At 43.7% G+C, this 17262-nt stretch carries 18 protein-coding genes and 1 riboswitch; of the genes, 13 read left to right on the top strand and 5 right to left on the bottom strand.

Annotation, left to right across the window (positions count from 1 at the left end):
* Positions 1-179: 179 nt before the first annotated feature.
* From FXF62_RS01615 to FXF62_RS01600, 4 genes are all read left to right on the top strand, one after another.
* The gene (locus FXF62_RS01615) at positions 180-812 is read left to right on the top strand and encodes a copper homeostasis protein CutC (RefSeq protein WP_149517395.1); all 633 of its coding nucleotides are present in this window, start codon (positions 180-182) and stop codon (positions 810-812) included.
* A gap of 11 nt (positions 813-823) precedes the next feature.
* Positions 824-1495, top strand: a complete 672-nt coding sequence (locus tag FXF62_RS01610; RefSeq protein ID WP_149517394.1) for an MmcQ/YjbR family DNA-binding protein — start codon at positions 824-826, stop codon at positions 1493-1495.
* A gap of 112 nt (positions 1496-1607) precedes the next feature.
* Entirely contained in the window at positions 1608-3356 is a 1749-nt protein-coding gene (locus FXF62_RS01605) for an ABC transporter ATP-binding protein (protein ID WP_149517393.1), read from the top strand.
* Positions 3353-5092 (top strand): ABC transporter ATP-binding protein, encoded by a 1740-nt coding sequence (locus FXF62_RS01600; protein WP_149517392.1) that lies wholly within the window; start codon positions 3353-3355, stop codon positions 5090-5092. The genes FXF62_RS01605 and FXF62_RS01600 overlap by 4 nt, the downstream gene beginning before the upstream one ends.
* Before the next feature lie 177 nt (positions 5093-5269).
* Here FXF62_RS01600 and FXF62_RS01595 read toward each other — a convergent pair whose 3' ends face one another.
* The 3 genes from FXF62_RS01595 to FXF62_RS01585 all read right to left on the bottom strand — a co-directional run bounded on the left by FXF62_RS01595 (position 5270) and on the right by FXF62_RS01585 (position 7782).
* Positions 5270-6568 (bottom strand): aminotransferase-like domain-containing protein, encoded by a 1299-nt coding sequence (locus FXF62_RS01595; protein WP_149517391.1) that lies wholly within the window; start codon positions 6566-6568, stop codon positions 5270-5272.
* A gap of 138 nt (positions 6569-6706) precedes the next feature.
* The gene (locus FXF62_RS01590) at positions 6707-7219 is read right to left on the bottom strand and encodes a transcription repressor NadR (protein WP_149517390.1); all 513 of its coding nucleotides are present in this window, start codon (positions 7217-7219) and stop codon (positions 6707-6709) included.
* Between the two features lie 38 nt (positions 7220-7257).
* Complete coding sequence (locus FXF62_RS01585; protein ID WP_149517389.1) at positions 7258-7782, bottom strand: ECF transporter S component; 525 nt, start codon at positions 7780-7782, stop codon at positions 7258-7260.
* A 211-nt stretch (positions 7783-7993) separates the two neighbouring features.
* On the opposite strand from FXF62_RS01585, the gene FXF62_RS01580 reads away from it, so the two are divergent.
* The 5 genes from FXF62_RS01580 to FXF62_RS01560 all read left to right on the top strand — a co-directional run bounded on the left by FXF62_RS01580 (position 7994) and on the right by FXF62_RS01560 (position 12027).
* A complete protein-coding gene (locus tag FXF62_RS01580; protein WP_149517388.1) occupies positions 7994-8332 on the top strand; it encodes a zinc ribbon domain-containing protein YjdM in 339 nt (112 codons plus the stop codon).
* An 8-nt stretch (positions 8333-8340) separates the two neighbouring features.
* On the top strand, positions 8341-8967 hold the full coding sequence (locus FXF62_RS01575; protein WP_149517387.1) for a Pr6Pr family membrane protein: 627 nt from the start codon (positions 8341-8343) through the stop codon (positions 8965-8967).
* Between the two features lie 281 nt (positions 8968-9248).
* Positions 9249-9776, top strand: a complete 528-nt coding sequence (pyrR, locus tag FXF62_RS01570; protein ID WP_037614953.1) for a bifunctional pyr operon transcriptional regulator/uracil phosphoribosyltransferase PyrR — start codon at positions 9249-9251, stop codon at positions 9774-9776.
* Positions 9773-11053, top strand: coding sequence for a uracil-xanthine permease family protein (locus FXF62_RS01565; protein ID WP_037614951.1), 1281 nt, complete (start codon positions 9773-9775; stop codon positions 11051-11053). The genes pyrR and FXF62_RS01565 overlap by 4 nt, the downstream gene beginning before the upstream one ends.
* 56 nt (positions 11054-11109) lie before the next feature.
* Positions 11110-12027 carry an aspartate carbamoyltransferase catalytic subunit gene (locus tag FXF62_RS01560; protein WP_149517386.1) on the top strand — a complete coding sequence of 306 codons (918 nt, stop codon included), beginning with the start codon at positions 11110-11112 and terminating at the stop codon, positions 12025-12027.
* A gap of 146 nt (positions 12028-12173) precedes the next feature.
* On the opposite strand, the gene FXF62_RS01555 is transcribed toward FXF62_RS01560, so the two are convergent.
* Positions 12174-12740 carry a LytS/YhcK type 5TM receptor domain-containing protein gene (locus FXF62_RS01555; protein WP_149517385.1) on the bottom strand — a complete coding sequence of 189 codons (567 nt, stop codon included), beginning with the start codon at positions 12738-12740 and terminating at the stop codon, positions 12174-12176.
* A gap of 4 nt (positions 12741-12744) precedes the next feature.
* Positions 12745-13722, bottom strand: coding sequence for a nucleoside hydrolase (locus FXF62_RS01550; protein ID WP_149517384.1), 978 nt, complete (start codon positions 13720-13722; stop codon positions 12745-12747).
* Between the two features lie 121 nt (positions 13723-13843).
* Positions 13844-13888, bottom strand: a riboswitch (PreQ1 riboswitch).
* Positions 13889-14017: 129 nt separating this feature from the next.
* On the opposite strand from FXF62_RS01550, the gene FXF62_RS01545 reads away from it, so the two are divergent.
* The 4 genes from FXF62_RS01545 (at position 14018) to whiA (ending at position 17239) form a co-directional block, all read left to right on the top strand.
* A complete protein-coding gene (locus FXF62_RS01545; RefSeq protein WP_015604822.1) occupies positions 14018-14398 on the top strand; it encodes a RidA family protein in 381 nt (126 codons plus the stop codon).
* 68 nt (positions 14399-14466) lie between these two features.
* Positions 14467-15357: an RNase adapter RapZ gene (gene rapZ / locus FXF62_RS01540; RefSeq protein ID WP_149517383.1), complete on the top strand. Its 891-nt coding sequence runs from the start codon at positions 14467-14469 to the stop codon at positions 15355-15357.
* A complete protein-coding gene (locus FXF62_RS01535) occupies positions 15354-16331 on the top strand; it encodes a YvcK family protein (RefSeq protein WP_149517382.1) in 978 nt (325 codons plus the stop codon). Before rapZ ends, FXF62_RS01535 begins: the two co-directional genes overlap by 4 nt.
* On the top strand, positions 16328-17239 hold the full coding sequence (gene whiA, locus FXF62_RS01530) for a DNA-binding protein WhiA (RefSeq protein WP_149517381.1): 912 nt from the start codon (positions 16328-16330) through the stop codon (positions 17237-17239). Before FXF62_RS01535 ends, whiA begins: the two co-directional genes overlap by 4 nt.
* Positions 17240-17262: the final 23 nt, after the last annotated feature.

Below are 17262 nucleotides of genomic sequence, written 5' to 3'. Positions count from 1 at the left end.
TCGTAGTGGAAATGGCTGAAAATAAGATTTGTAAGAGTAGACAATAGAAAATTTTTGCAAGCTATTAATATAAAATTGTTGAGAAAAGCAGTTGCAAATATGCTAGAGGTGCATTTTAAAAGAAATTTTGTGATATAATAAAAAGTAGAAAATCAATATAGTAAATAAGAGGTAGTGCCATGATTTATGAATTTTGTGCAGAGAATGTCACCTTACTAGACAAGGCTTTAAAGGCTGGAGCGAAGCGGGTGGAGCTGTGTGATAACCTATCAGTTGGTGGAACAACGCCTAGCTACGGTGTCATTGAGGCTGCAGTACGAATGGTTCAGCCTTATGATGCGACCGTGATGACAATGATTCGACCTCGCGGTGGGAATTTTGTCTATTCAGATATGGAAATCGAGATAATGCTCTCGGACATTCAGAAGGCACGTGAGGCGGGGAGCCATGGCCTCGTTTTTGGTGTTTTAACGGAAAATAACGAGATTGATTATCCTAAGATGGAGCGACTGCTTGAAGCGGCTCAGGGGCTGGATGTGGTCTTCCATATGGCTTTTGATGCGATTCCTGCTGAATATCAGTTTGGGGAGTTAGACTGGTTGGTTGAACATGGAGTGAAGCGGATTTTGACTCATGGGGGGCCAGCGTCAGAGTCCATTCTAGAGCATTTGGCTTGGCTGGATGAATTGATTGAGCATGCGGCAGGGCGGATAGAAATTTTACCTGGGGGTGGAATCAACCTAGAAAATCGTGCTGAGATTGCTGACACTTTGGGTGTTGATCAATTGCACGGCACCAAAGTAGTATTTTAGCAGGAAAGCTCATGCTGGATTTATTTGAAAAATACAGGCTGAAGGAAGAAAATTTGCTGGATTATGGCTTTGTCAGGTCTGGTGCAGAATATAGCTATTCGACCAAGATTATGGCTGGCGACTTCCAGATGGATGTACTGATTTTCGATGGAAAGCTAGATTTTCAGGTGCTTGACTTGGATACAGGTGACGAATATCGGCAAGTCAAGATGGAAAGTATGGCAGGAGAGTTTGTCGGTCAAGTCAGGGTGGCCTGTCAGGAGGTTCTGCTGGATATTCGGCAGCATTGCTTTGAGGAAGTAGGCTTTCTTTATGAGCAAAGTCAGCGACTGAGTAGCTATGTGGCGACTACTTATCAGGGACAGTTAGAGTATCTCTGGGAGAACTTCTCTCGGAAAAGCACTAATGGGGCCGCTGTTTTTCGCCATCAGGATAGCAAGAAATGGTACGGAGCTTTTTTGACGACCGACTGGTCTAAGTTTGAAAAGGAGCGCAGTGGTCTGATCGAGGTCCTAAATGTCAAGAGTTACCGAGTTGAGGAACTTATTCAGCAAAAAGGTATTTATCCCGCCTTTCATATGAATAAAAAATACTGGCTCAGCCTGCCCTTGGATGGAATCTTGTCGGATCAGCAACTTTTTGATTTGTTGGACATCAGCTTTGTCCTGACTAAGAAAAAATGAGCATAGTTTGCCTGTATTTCATTTTTAGATGAAATAGCGTATAATAGAGATAGTGAGAAACGGACAGTCGGATTAAGGGCTGTCCGTCCTTTGTTTGAAATGAGGAAACGAAATGAATCTTATCAGAAAACTAGACTGGTTTTTTAAACTGGAGAAGCGGCGCTACATTATCGGCATCTTGGCCTTGTCTCTGGTCAGTGTGTTTAATCTGATTCCACCGCGAGTCATTGGGCAGGTTATAGACCGGATTGCTGGGCGGAGTCTAACTGCTGGAGAACTTACTTATAATCTTCTCCTTTTGATTTTGTCCGCTTTTATCATGTATGGTTTGCGGTATGTCTGGCGGCTCTATATCTTTGGTACGGCCAATAATCTGGGACGCATCTTACGCTTTCGGCTTTTTGAGCATTTTACACGGCTGTCGCCAAGTTTTTATCAAAAATATCGAACGGGTGACCTCATGGCCCATGCGACCAATGATATCAATGCGGTTGTCAGTGTGGCTGGTGGTGGTGTTATGTCAGCGGTAGATGCTTCTATTACAGCCTTGGTGACCCTCATCACCATGTTTTTGGTCTTGGACTGGCGGCTGACCCTGATTGCTATTCTCCCTCTGCCCTTTCTGTCTTGGGGAACCAGCTTGATTGGTCGGAAGAATCACGAGAGCTTTAAAGCGGCTCAGGAGGCTTTTTCTGATCTCAACAACAAAGTTCAGGAAAGCGTAGCGGGGATTAAAGTGACCAAGTCTTTTGGCTATCAGAATGCGGAGACTCAGTCCTTTGCAGCAGTCAACCAAGAAGTTTACCGCAAGAACATCTTGGCTGCCAAGTACAATTCCCTGTTTGACCCGATGGTGCTGATTTTTGTCGGCTTGTCCTATGTTCTGACTTTGATTTTTGGAGGAATATTTATCTCTAAAGGTCAATTTACAGTCGGTGAGCTGGTTACCTTTATGACTTATCTGGATATGCTGGTTTGGCCGCTGCAGGCGATGGGTTACCTAGTGAATATCAGTCAGCGGGGAGCCGTTTCCTATGAACGGATTGAGAACTTGCTAGCTGAGGAGTCGGATGTCAAGGAAACCCAGCAGCCACTTGCCAGTATTCAAAATGGTCGATTGATTTATGAAATAGATTACTTTGCCTATGAGAACGAAGTGACTTTAAAGGATATTCACTTTATATTAGACAAAGGGCAGACCTTGGGGATTGTTGGGCCGACTGGATCTGGGAAGACCACCTTGCTACGCCTTTTGCTGCGGGAGCAGGATATTCAGGAAGGAGCAATTTATTTGAACGGGCACGATATCCGAGAGTATGCTCTTAAGGATCTGCGCAGTCTGATTGGTTATGTGCCTCAGGATCAGATTCTTTTCGCCCTGTCCATTCGGGACAATATCCGCTTCGCCAATCCAGAACTATCAGAAGAGCAAGTCATCCGAGCAGCCCAGCTTTGTGGTGTTTATGAGGATATTAAGGCTATGCCGGACGGTTTGGATACGCTGCTTGGTGAGCGGGGCGTCTCGCTTTCTGGTGGTCAAAAGCAGCGTTTGGCTATGAGCAGAGCCCTCATCATCAATCCAGAAATTTTGATTTTGGATGATTCCTTGTCAGCAGTGGATGCCAAGACCGAGCATGTGATTTTAGAAAATCTCAAGCAGGAGCGAGCTGATAAGACGACCATTATCACTGCTCATCGTCTGTCAGCCATTGTCCATGCGGATTTGATTCTAGTGCTGGAGAATGGTCGCATCAAGGAGCGAGGTACCCACCAAGAATTGCTGGCAGCACAGGGCTGGTATGCCCAAACCTATCAAAATCAGCAGCTATATGAACGCTTTAAGGAGGAGTCTGCAAAATGACAAAACAATCAACTTTTAGACGCCTCCTGGGTTATATGTGGCGCTACAAATGGATTAGCCTGCTGGCTCTAGCTTTTATTTTTGCGACAACCTTGGTGACAACGGCCTTACCGCTCTTGGCTCGTTCTTATATAGACCGATTTGTCAGCCGAGAGGTAGCCATAAATGGCCTCTATCTGCTGGGGATTTACTATGGCCTCTTTCTTTTGCGGGTGCTTCTTACTTTTCTGGGGCAATATGCTTTTGCACGGGTGGCCTACAGCATTGTCCGCGATCTTCGGCAGGAAACTTTTGCGAATATGCAGCAATTAGGCATGGCTTATTTTGATCAGACAGCAGCAGGGGCTATCGTTTCTCGCTTGACCAATGATACTCAGTCAGTGGCTGATATGTTTAGTAGTATTTTTTCTAACTTCCTCAGCTCCATGCTTATCTTGGTGGTGACAATCGTAACTATGCTGGCTCTGAATTGGCGGCTGACTCTGCTGATTGTCCTCTTTTTGCCTATCATGCTTGGTTCGATTATCCTGTATCAGCGGCTGTCCAATCGCTTGCTCAAGCAAGTCCGAGCTAAACTAAGCGACCTCAATGTTAAACTTTCTGAGAGCATTGAAGGGATGCGGATCATCCAAGCTTTTAGTCAGGAAAAGCGGCTAATCGAAGAATTTGAAGCAATCAATGGAGAACACCTAGACTTTAGCAATCGCTATCTGAATGTGAACAGCCTCTTTCTGCGCCCAGCCATGTCCTTGCTGAAAATCTTGGCTTATGCTCTTATTCTGACTTATTTTGGCTTGAGCTGGCAAGTAGCTGGAGTGACTGCAGGTGTCATGTATGCTTTCATCCAGTATGTCAATCAGCTTTTCAATCCCTTGATCGATGTCATGCAAAATTACTCAGTTCTTCAGACATCGATGGTGGCTGCGGAGCGCGTTTTTGAACTGATGGATCGCCGAGAATATGAGCCTGAACAAGCAGAAGAGGGACCTGAGATTCAGGCGGGCAATATTGACTTTCAGCATGTAACCTTTTCCTATGACGGAAAGAGAGAGATTCTAAAGGACATTTCCTTTAGCGTCAAACAAGGCGAGACCATTGCTTTTGTCGGGCCAACGGGTTCGGGCAAATCCTCCATTATCAACCTTTTCTTGCGCTTTTATGAATTTGAGAAAGGCAAGATTCTTATCGATGGCAGAGACATCAGAGACTACAGTCAAGCAGAATTACGCCGCACTATCGGTCTTGTTTTGCAGGATCCCTTCCTCTACCACGGCACCATTGCATCCAATATCCGCATGTATCAGGAAAATCTATCGCAAGAGGAGGTCGAAGAAGCAGCTCGCTTTGTTGATGCCCATGAGTTTATCAGCCAACTAGCTCAGGGATATGATAATCCGGTTACTGAGCGTGGCTCCACCTTCTCTAGTGGCCAACAACAGCTTTTGGCCTTTGCCAGAACCATCGCAACCAAGCCTAAAATCTTGATTTTAGATGAAGCCACTGCCAATATCGATTCAGAAACTGAGGAGCTGATTCAGCATTCCTTACGGAAAATGCGGCAGGGCCGAACCACCATTGCCATTGCCCATCGACTGTCTACGATTCAGGATGCCAATTGTATCTATGTTTTAGATGAAGGGTGCATCATTGAGTCTGGTAGCCATGAAGAGCTTCTAGCACAAAATGGGACGTATAAGAAAATGTATCAGCTGCAGGCTGGGATGTTGGATGCCTGAAAAACAAGGAAAAATTCAAAGAAAAGAGGCTGGGACAAAAGTCCTAGCCTCTCAATTGTTTTTGGATTGTCGAGCAAGACGCAGTGGTTGAGTGGGCTCTATTACGCTGATTTCATCAGCTTTTACAGCCCTACTCAACTATGCGGAGGTGGGACGACGAAATCGAATTCTAACGAATTACCGATTTCTGTCCCACTCTCTTTTTAGATATTCTTTAAATTTTTCCAGATTTTCTTTTAAATCATCAAATCCTAGCTTAGCATAGCGGTAGGGGCAGGTCTGAATGTAGCTGCTTTCAAAAAAGTCCAGCGGTAGCTTGCTGTGTTTGAGAGAGCTGACTGAGGGGAGGGATTGGAGGTCAAAAATCACGCCATCTGTTGTCAACTGGTAGGGCAGAGGGAAATGAAGGTCGTCCAAGAGGAATTGTGCCTTATTTTTTTCAGTTTCCAGTCGGTTAAGTAAGCCTAGACGATTCTTTTCAAACATCAGATTGTCAATATAGAGGGAGAGAGCCTTTTGCATGATGAGGTTACTGTCGTAGTCAACCGCTTTTTTATAGGACAGAAAGGTTTCTCGAATCTGAGGTAGCAGGGCCAAGGCTGTGATGCGCAGGGCAGGAAAGAGACTGGTAGAAAAAGACTTGATATAGAGGACATGCTGACTATTATCCAGATAGTGAAAAGGCAGTTCTCGCTTGCTATCAAAGTCAGCCAGATAGTCGTCTTCAACGATATAGACATCATAACATTCAGCAAGGGCAAGGATTTCTTCCTTTTCCTGACGGCTGTAGGAATGTCCTAGTGGATAGTGAAAACGGGGAATCGTATAGAAAAACTTGATCCGCCTTGTCTGAAAAATCCTCTCTAACTCTTTCAGGTCAATCCCAGTCGGTTTACGTTCAATGGTCTCATAAGGGAGTTTTTGATTTAGCAGTAAATCGTTGATTCGATGGTAGGTGGGCTGCTCAACCAGAATGGTCTCTTTTCTATTAGGGAAGTCAATCTGAGAGAGAATGTAGAGGGCTTGTTGGGTACCGGAAGTCAGAATCAGATTGTCTGCAGAAGTGTAGACTGCGGAGTCCAAGAGCAAGTGCTGAACTGACTGTCGCAACTCCTCCAGTCCTTCTTGCTGAGAATAGTAGTTGAAAAGATAGTTTTCTCGACCAATCAGTGTTTCATTGACACACAGGCGGAAGTCTTCATAGGCTTGGTGGCGGTCGTCTGTCACAGCAAGCTCCATATCTTCCTTTTTATTTTGGTCATTTTCCAAGACATAGTAGCCGCTCTTAGGCACGGCATAAATGTACTTCTGATAACGAAGCTCAATCAAGGCCTTCTGGGCAGTATCCTTGCTGCAATGGTAGCGGTCTGCCAGCTTGCGGACGGAGGGAATCTTTTGTCCCCTAGTAAGTCTTCCCCTGTCAATGTCCCTAATAATTTTATCCATGATGATTTGGTATTTAGGTTTTGCTGCCATTCTGTCCCCCTACAGATTTCTTTCTCTTATTTTACCTTATTTCTAGGAAGTTGACAAAGTTTCTTGTTCATTTAAAATATAAAAACCAGCCTTGAATTCCCTTCAAAACTGGTTCAATCTAGAATATTTGCGTCGCGTTTATTCTTGCAGAAAGCCCAGTGTAGCTAAGGCTTCCTCGATATAGTCTAAGTCCTGCGGAGAATCTGCCTCGATTAAATGGTAGTGAATTCCATTTGTTAGCTCGGATAAGGCACGAAAATCGCTCTCTGTGATCTGCTCCAAAAATTGTTGCACATCGCGGCGGCAGGTCAATTTCAGATAGGTCTGGATTTCCCCATAGACAGGATGTTCAATCATGATATTTTGCACTCGTCCGCCATTATCAACGATGGCCAAGAGTTCAGTTTCGATATCATCTGCCTTGTGTTTAAGCTTAAAAAGCCGATGAAAATGGGCAGGCACGTTGCTTTCTTTATAGACATAACCTCTATTGGTACTGATAATAGGAGCACCGTCGGCTCGCAGCAGGGCAATATCCTGAACGATAATCTGGCGAGTGACATGAAATTGTTCAGCTAAAAATTGACCGTTTAAAGGTTGACGAGCTTCTTTTAAAAGCTCTAATAAATCATTTCTTCGTTTTTTTGTCATATCTTCATTGTAAATCAAAACTTTAGAAGATTCAAGGTTTAACGAATCTTTTTTAGAGCCTGATAGACAAATTTTGCAATGATAAAGTCCACCATGCTATGAACGATTGTACCAAGTCCGACCAAACCGAATAGGATGTAGAAGGCATTAGCTGGATAGGCTGTCGTTGTGTAAAAGAGAATGCAGACTACTACCTCACCAAAGGCATGAATTAGGGCCAGCACAAAATTAAAGATCCAGGTCTTTTTCTGACTGTCCAGTGTTTCAGGATGCTTTTGCAGATAAAGAGCTCCGATAGTACCGAAGAGCAGGTGAGACAGGGCTCTCAGTGTGATGATGAAAGGGAGACCGGACATAAAAAATCCGATGGTAGAGCCGAGGACGACAATCACTGTCATCAGAGGCGAGAGAAACATGGCCAGAAAGATAGCAACGTGACTGGCTAAGGTGAAAGAAGCAGGCGGAATGACAATCTTAATCGGCATGACCAGTGGGATAACGATGGCTAGGGCAGTCAAAAAAGCGGTCAGTGTCATAAACTGATTTTTAGATTTTGGTTTCATAATAAACTCCTTTTATTAACTGTATATACACTAGAATAGTACACTGTTTTGTCAGAAAAGTCAAGAAAAATTTTTGAAAATAGGATGATTTTCCGGACTCATTTGTCAAATAAGATAAAATATCGTATAATAAGACGGTAAAATTAAGGATATAGTTCAGATTTAATCTTTTATTTTGAATGTCTGTCCGCTTATAAGGAGAAATGATTTAATGAATAATTTGCCAAATTGCCCTAAATGTAACTCAGAATACGTTTATGAAGACGGCGTTCTCTTGGTTTGTCCAGAATGTGCCTACGAATGGGATCCAGCAGAAGTTGAAGCAGCAGAAGCTGGTCCAGTGGCTATTGATGCGAACGGCAATCAGTTGGCTGATGGCGACACAGTTACCTTAATCAAGGACTTGAAAGTCAAAGGGGCTCCTAAGGATCTCAAACAAGGAACGCGCGTGAAAAATATCCGTATTGTCGAAGGCGACCACAATATCGACTGTAAGATTGATGGATTTGGTGCTATGAAGCTCAAGTCAGAATTTGTCAAAAAAATCTGAGAAGCACTATGAATAAAAAAATAATTCTTTCTTATCGCCTTCTTCTTCTGGTTTTGGCTTTTGTAGGGGTCTATCTGGAAATTGCTAAACTTGGCGTAGGAATGCTGATGTACTACACGGTCTTGTCTAATCTTCTGGTTCTGTTATTCACAGCCTATCTCATTTTTAGGATGTGGACAGACAATAATTGGGAGAGTTCCAAGCTGTTGCGCGTGAAGGGCGGCGTGACCATGTGTATCATGATTACCTGCGTCGTCTATCACTTGCTCCTAGCTCCGATTGCGACAGATTTTTATCGTTTGGAAAATTTCCTTTGCCATTATATTGTGCCTCTCATGTTTTTCTTTGATACTCTTGTATTTGATAAAACTCGGCAGTATCGTTGGTTTGATCCCATTTCTTGGACAAGTGTTCCGCTGATTTACATGATTTTTGCCCTTATTAACGGTTTTTTCTTGAAAATTGATATTCCGAATGCCAAGGATAAACCCTTTCCCTACTTTTTCCTTAATGTCTATAAGCACGGTTGGCCTTATGTTATCAAGATGTGCTTGATTATCTTTGTGGCCTATCTAGTCTTTGGTTATATTTTTTATGGAATCAAATCTATCTCATTTTCAAAGAAGAAAGCATAGAGTCTTAAATATAGAAAACAGATGTTCTCTGTTTTTTATTTTGTTGAAATGGATTAGCAATTTATCGTGAAAAAAGTTCATTTTTTTCTTGAAATGGAATTAAAATTGTGGTATAGTTATAAACAATTAAATAATCCTTTAATTCTATCCAGAGAGATGGGCAAGGAGCAAAGTAAAAATGATGGGCGGAGTGTAAACAAGTGCGTCTTGTGCCAGCCTGTCTATATTTTCTGAAGTCTCCTTGTAAAGGGGACTTTTTCTTATGCTTTTAGGAGGTTTAGATGAAGACAAAAGAAGTTGTCGATGACATCACCATGAACCGTGCCATTACACGGATTACTTATGAAATCATCGAGCGCAACAAGGATTTAAGCCAGATTGTTTTGGCGGGCATTAAGACCAGAGGGGTTTTCATTGCCAAGCGCATCCAGCAGCGACTGGCTCAGTTGGAAAATATCGATATTCCAGTCGGTGAAGTGGATACCAAGCCTTTTCGGGATGATGTCAAGGTCGAGGAAGATACAACACTGATTCCATTTGATATTACTGACCGTGAAGTGATTCTGGTGGACGATGTTCTCTATACAGGGCGGACCATTCGCGCAGCTATTGACAATCTGGTCAGTCATGGCAGGCCATCTCGTGTCAGTTTGGCGGTTCTGGTTGACCGTGGTCATCGCGAATTGCCGATTCGAGCAGATTACGTTGGTAAAAATATTCCAACTAGCCGTCGAGAGGAAATCATTGTCGAAATGACAGAAAAAGATGGTCAGGACCGAGTCCTCATCGTAGAGGAGGATGCATCATGAGTCAAGAAGTTAAATACGATGTCCATGATATGCCAAAACCTGGTTTACTCTTAGGACTTTCATTCCAGCATTTGTTCGCCATGTTTGGTGCGACGGTGTTGGTTCCGATTCTGGTGGGAATTGACCCAGCGGTAGCCCTGTTTTCAAGTGGTTTAGGTACGCTGGCTCACTTGACAGTGACCAAGTACAAGATTCCTGCTTATATGGGTTCGAGTTTCGCTTATATCGCTGCCATGCAAATGCTGATGAAGACAGATGGGATTGCAGCAGTGGCGCAAGGTGCCATCACGGGCGGTCTGGTCTACTTTATCGTAGCCCTCATCGTGAAATTCGCAGGGAATGCTTGGATTGATAAGATTTTGCCGCCAGTAGTGGTAGGGCCTATCATCATGGTGATTGGCCTGAGTCTAGCGGGTACAGCCGTTGGCGATGTGATGTATAAGACTGTTGGAGACCAGAAGGTCTACGACATCACCTACTTTGCTATCGGCATGGTAACCCTTCTATGCGTCATTCTCTTTAACATCTACGGTAAGAAAATCGTTGGTATTATTCCGGTTCTGCTGGGCTTGATTGTTGGATATATCTTTGCTTTGATTGCCGGAGCAGTGACAGGTCAGGAGATTATCTCCTTCGCCAACGTGACAAAAGCTTCTTGGTTCCACGTTCCGCCAATGAATCTTCCGTTTTTAGATTATGATTTTAAATTGTATCCAAGTGCAATCTTAACAATGGCACCGATCGCCTTTGTAACGATGACAGAGCACTTTGGGCATGTTATGGTTCTGAATAGCTTGACAGGCAAGGATTTCTTTAAAGAGCCTGGTTTGGATAAGACCTTGGCTGGGGATGGTCTGGCTCAGGTCATCGCGGGTATCTTTGGTGCTCCGCCGGTGACCAGCTATGGTGAAAATATCGGGGTTATGGCGCTCAATAAAATCTACAGTGTTTATGTGATTGCTGGTGCTGCAGTACTGGCCATTGTCATGAGTTTCGTGGGCAAGGTTTCTGCCCTGCTCCAATCGATTCCAAGCCCAGTTTTGGGAGGCATTTCGATTGCTTTATTTGGGGTAATTGCTTCCAGTGGTCTTAAAATTCTGATTGAAGCGCAAACCAATCTCGACAACAAAAAGAACCTGCTGATTGCCAGTGTCATTTTGGTATCTGGTATCGGTGGTCTGACCCTGCAACTATCAGGTCTGCAAATTTCAGGAGTTGCTCTATCAACTGTTCTAGGAATTGCACTCTACCTCATCCTGCCAGAACCTAAAAATTAGGCTGACAAGCTTGCTACATTTGTTCAACGTTTTTAATATAAAAGGAGTATAACATCATGTCATCAAATCAAATCGCACTTAAAAACCTTGTATCTATGGAACACCTCACTAACGAAGAAGTGATGGCCCTGATTAAGCGCGGGATTGAATTCAAAAACGGCGCAAAGGTTCATTACGATGAGCAGCATATCGTTGCGAATCTCTTCTTTGAACCTTCGACTCGGACTCACAAGGCTTTTGAAGTAGCAGAATTGAAACTTGGATGTGACCTGCTTGACTTTGATGTCAAGACAAGCTCAGTCAATAAGGGAGAAACCTTATATGACACGATTTTGACTATGTCGGCTATCGGTGTAGACGTCTGTGTTATCCGTCACCCCGAGGTGGATTACTATAAAGAATTGGTCGAAAGTCCAACGATTACAACTTCCATCGTAAATGGTGGTGACGGTTCTGGTCAGCACCCAAGCCAAAGCCTGCTTGACTTGATGACAATTTACCAAGAATTTGGCCATTTCGATGGTTTGAAAGTGGCTATTGCCGGTGACCTCGATCACTCTCGTGTAGCCAAGTCTAATATGCAAATCTTGAAACGTCTTGGCGCTGAGCTCTTCTTTGCTGGTCCAGATGAGTGGAGAAGCGATGAGTTTGCTGATTATGGTAAATTCGTAACGATTGATGAAGTAATTGATCAAGTAGATGTGATGATGTTCCTTCGTGTGCAGCATGAGCGCCATGACTACAACTCTATTTTCTCTAAGGAAAATTATCATAAACTCCATGGTTTGACGCAAGAGCGCTATGATCGTATGAAGGATACCGCTATCCTGATGCACCCAGCGCCTGTCAATCGCGATGTAGAAATTGCAGACCATTTGGTTGAAGCTCCAAAATCTCGGATTGTAGAACAAATGACAAATGGCGTTTTTGTCAGAATAGCTATCATTGAGGCTGTTCTCAAAGGACGAAATTAATCTCAGATGTAGCTTGGGAGTAGGATTGGACTCAAGAAGAGTCTTCCTATTCCTTTTTTAAACTTAATCTTAAAGACTTATAAAAAAACAAATGTTAAAATCAAAAGAACTACTCGAAATTATGTTTTTTGAGTAGTTCTTTTGATTTATGCATTGTTGGATTTTGCAAAGATTCTTGGGCTGACTTTTTTGAGTTGTGGGATGAAGACCAGACTGACCCCAATAACGATGAGTCGGTCTGCATAGTCGGTTAGCGCTTGGACGATGATGGTGCTGGTGACTAAATCTAAGCCTAAACCGTGTAAGCCCTGAACGATAATACTAGAGCCGCTTGGGGTAATTCCTTTGAAGACAATGACGGTAATCAGAGAGGCCAAAGCAGTAGCTGGCAGGGAAACTAGAAATGTTTTCCAGAGGAGGTTTAATCTTGGTTTTGAATCAGAAGTGAAAAAGACCGAGACGAGTAGGGCCAAAAGAATAGCTACCGGAGAGAAATAAATAGCAGAAATGTCTGTTGTAAAGGAGCTAATAAGAGCACTAGCAACCGCAGTTCCTACTCCGAAAATAGGTCCTAAAACGAGGCTGGCTAATATCGTTCCAAACGTATCCAAATAAACAGGAAGTTTTAGAAAAAGGGCGATGTTGGCACCGACATAGTTTAGAGCGATGCAGATAGCTGTAAATGCGATGATAAATGGTGATGTTTTTTTCATAATCTTATCCTAAATTTAAAGTTTCTAGATCTTGGCAGATGATTTCCTTTGAAGTGTTAAGTATCACGGAGAGAAACTCCTGAAAGAAGAGTTGGGTGTTTACATGGGTCAGTACTTTAGCATTGGCTTCCTTACCATAAAAATGATAGGCATCAACTAACGTTTGTCCCATGGCAATGCCTTCCGTCGCAAGATCGACGAAGGAGTCAAATCCTTGACAAAGGTCTTGATGCAGGAAATGGGCAACTGCCAATGGATCGTTGATGACACAGCCGATGATATGTTCATACTCCCAATGAAAATCCCAGTAAAAACGAGTGATTTTTCCGACAAAGTCAGCGACTTCAGGATTGATAAAACGCATATATTCCAATAGATTAGGCGTCAAGACAATCTTTCGCGTGACATCTAGACCGACCATTTCAATCTTTTTTCCAAGTTTTTCATAGGTCTCTTGGGCTGCATGTGGATCGCACCAGTAGTTGTACTCCGCTACGGGCGAGCAGTTGCCATGCGATTTGTAGCTCCCGCCCATGCTGACAAATCGTTCTAGATGTTGCCCAAGTGTAGGATTTTTCCTGAGAGCCAAGGCAATATTGGTCAAAGGCCCCAGTGCGATGATAGAAGTATTCTTATTGGTCTGGAAGTAGTCTGCCAGAAAGTCATAAGCAGCTTGTGGCTGGGCTTGGGTGGAACTGCTTCTTGTTATCCCGCTTTCCCCCAATCCATCCATGCCGTGTGTGTCCTGAGCGGAGACGAAGTCACGAACCAAGGGCTTGTCGGCTCCTACATAAACTGGAATATCCAGCCGATTCAGCCTTTCCAATATTTTGAAGGCATTTTCAAGACCAAGTTCCACTGGGACATTTCCAGCAACTATGGTCAAAGCAACGACTTCTAAGTCAGGGTGTTGCAAGGCATAGAGCAGGGCTAGGCTGTCGTCTATGCCAGGATCGCAGTCAATAATAACTTTTCTTTTCATAGGTCCTCCTTTTGAGAAATAAAATAAGGCTGAAACCTCCGTCTCAACCTCTCAGTTAGTTCTGCCAAAGCGGCAGGACACCAGAAAAAACTATGCGCAATTACATTACTTTAGAATATAAGGGTACTTAGTTTTTTATACTGGGAAGTTTGCGAACCAGTCCAAAACAAGTGTTTTGAATTATGCATTTACTATCATAATGAAAAATTGCCTAAAAGTCAATGGGAAGGAGGACAAGAATAGTCAGTCTTTTGACTTTATGATATAATAAGATGAAAGAAATGAGGAGAATATAATGGCAAAAATAGTACAAACAGATAAAGCACCAGCAGCAATCGGACCTTATGTCCAAGGAAAAATCGTCGGCAACCTTTTATTTGCCAGCGGTCAAATTCCTTTGTCACCAGAGACAGGAGAAATTGTAGGAGCAACGATTGAGGAGCAGACCCAGCAGGTTTTGAAAAATGTAGGAGCCATTTTAGAAGCAGCTGGAACAGATTTTGACCATGTGGTCAAGGCAACCTGCTTCCTAAGTGATATCAATGATTTTGTTCCATTTAATGAAGTCTACAAAACAGCCTTTAAGAGCGAGTTTCCAGCTCGTTCGGCAGTAGAAGTGGCTCGCTTACCTCGTGATGTTAAAATCGAAATCGAAGTCATTGCCGAGATTGTGTAATAAATGCTTGGGGCTGGGAAGTTTCCCGTCCCTTTTTACAAATAAAATGTTAAATGAAGGGAGAAAGAATGGCTGAACACAAGATTCAATTAGTGATTGTGACAGGAATGAGCGGTGCTGGAAAGACAGTTGCTATCCAGTCTTTTGAGGATTTGGGCTATTTTACCATTGATAATATGCCACCGACTCTAGTACCAAAGTTTTTGCAGCTGGTTGAAGGAACCACTGACAATGACAAACTGGCTCTGGTTGTTGATATGCGGAGTCGCTCCTTCTTTTTAGAAATTCAGGATATTCTGGATGAGCTGGAAAGAAGTACGGAAATTGATTTTAAAATTCTATTTTTGGATGCGGCTGATAAGGAATTGGTGGCTCGCTATAAAGAAACCCGACGCAGTCATCCCTTGGCAGCTGACGGGCGGATTTTAGATGGGATTAAGCTGGAGCGTGAACTCTTGGCACCTCTGAAGAACCTCAGTCAAAATGTCGTAGATACGACGGATTTGACGCCACGGGAGCTGAGAAAAACGATTTCTGAACAGTTTTCCAATCAAGATGAAATGCACAGTTTCCGCATTGAGGTTATGAGTTTTGGTTTCAAATACGGCCTGCCTCTGGATGCGGACTTGGTCTTTGATGTACGTTTCCTGCCTAATCCCTACTATAAGCCTGAACTGCGTAATCAAACAGGATTGGACAAGGATGTTTTTGACTATGTCATGAACCATGCGGAGTCTGAAGAATTTTACCAGCATTTACTGGGTCTGATTGAGCCGATTTTGCCGGGCTATCAAAAGGAAGGCAAGTCCATACTGACCATCGCGGTCGGCTGCACGGGCGGACAGCACCGTAGCGTGGCCTTTGCACAGCGTTTGGCGGATGATTTAGCGAAAAACTGGCCAGTCAATGCCAGTCATCGCGACAAAAATCGTCGGAAGGAAACGGTGAACCGCTCATGAGAAAACCGAGAATTACAGTTATCGGCGGTGGTACAGGAATTTCAGTTATTTTAAATAGCCTGCGGAAAAAGGATGTAGAGATCACAGCCATTGTCACAGTAGCAGATGATGGCGGCAGTTCTGGCGAGCTGCGCAAAAACATCCAGCAGCTGACGCCTCCGGGCGATCTTCGAAATGTTTTGGTGGCCATGTCCGACATGCCAAAGTTTTATGAGAAGGTCTTCCAGTATCGCTTTGCCAAAGGAGACGGCGTTCTAGCAGGTCATCCCCTGGGGAATTTGATTATTGCTGGCATTTCCGAAATGCAGGGTTCGACCTATAATGCCATGCAGCTTCTGACCAAGTTTTTCCATACGACAGGTAAAATCTACCCCTCAAGCGACACTCCGCTGACTTTGCATGCTGTGTTTACAGATGGAACGGAAGTTGTCGGTGAGAGCAATCTAGCTAGTAAGGCTGGTATGATTGAGCGGGTCTATGTGACCAATACCTATGATGATGAAAAGCCTGTTGCTAGTAGAAAGGTGGTCCAGAGTATTTTGGATAGCGATATGGTGGTTCTGGGACCGGGTTCTCTCTTTACCTCCATTTTGCCAAACATCGTAATCGAAGAAATCGGCCAAGCTATTTTGGATACTAAGGCAGAAGTAGCCTATGTTTGCAATATTATGACTCAACGTGGCGAAACCGAGCACTTTTCAGATAGCGACCACGTTCAAGTACTTCATCGTCATTTGGGTAAAAAGTTCATTGATACTGTCTTGGTCAATATCGAGCCAGTTCCGCGCGAATATATGAACAGCAATAAATTTGATGAATATCTGGTTCAAGTTGAGCATAATTTTCGAGGGCTGCAAGAGCAAGTTCCGCGTGTTATTTCATCGAATTTCCTTCGATTGGAAAATGGCGGAGCTTTCCATGACGGAGAGTTACTTGTGGATGAATTGATGCAGATTATACAGGTGCGCAAATGAGCTTTACAGTAAAAGTAAAAGAAGAGCTTTTAAGCCTATCTGTAAAAGACAAAAATGAGTTGGCTGCCATCATCAAGATGGCTGGTAGTTTAGGAATTTCTTCGACCGGCCTCACCTTATCCATTTCAACAGAAAATGCCAAGATTGCTCGCCATCTCTATGAGCTGCTGTTGGACCTTTATCAGGTCAAGTCGGAAATTCGCCACCATCAGAAGACTAATCTGCGTAAGAATCGCGTTTATACAGTATTTCTAGATCAGAAAGTAGAAGAAATCTTATCTGACCTGCACTTGGCTGACTCCTTTTTTGGTATTGAGGCAGGGATTGACCAGGCCATTTTGTCAGATGATGAAGCCAGTCGTTCCTATCTTCGGGGAGCCTTTCTCTCGAATGGCAGCATGCGGGAGCCAGACTCAGGCAAGTACCAACTGGAAATCTTGTCCGTTTATCTGGATCATGCTGAGGATTTAGCTGCCTTGATGCGCCGTTTTCTGCTGGATGCCAAGACCATCGAGCGTAAGAAGGGGGCTGTCACCTATCTGCAGCGGGCTGAGGATATCATGGATTTTCTCATTGTCATCGGTGCTATGGAAGCCATGGCTGAGTTTGAGTCTCTTAAGCTCATGCGGGAAGCGCGCAATGACCTCAATCGAGCCAATAATGCGGAGACAGCGAACATCGCTCGTACGGTCACAGCCAGTATGAAGACCATTAACAATATTGCCAAAATCAGCGATAATATCGGCATTGAGAGTTTACCTGTAGACCTGCAGGAGGTAGCCCAGCTTCGTATCCAGCATCCGGACTACTCCATCCAGCAGCTAGCTGATAGTTTGAGCCAACCTCTAACTAAGAGCGGTGTCAATCATCGCTTGAGAAAAATCAATAAAATCGCAGATGAATTATAAAAGCTGCCGAGTTTAAGCTCGGC

Source organism: Streptococcus cristatus, assembly GCF_008369405.1.
GTDB lineage: Bacteria > Bacillota > Bacilli > Lactobacillales > Streptococcaceae > Streptococcus > Streptococcus cristatus_G.
This window is presented reverse-complemented; position numbering and strand designations above follow the sequence as displayed.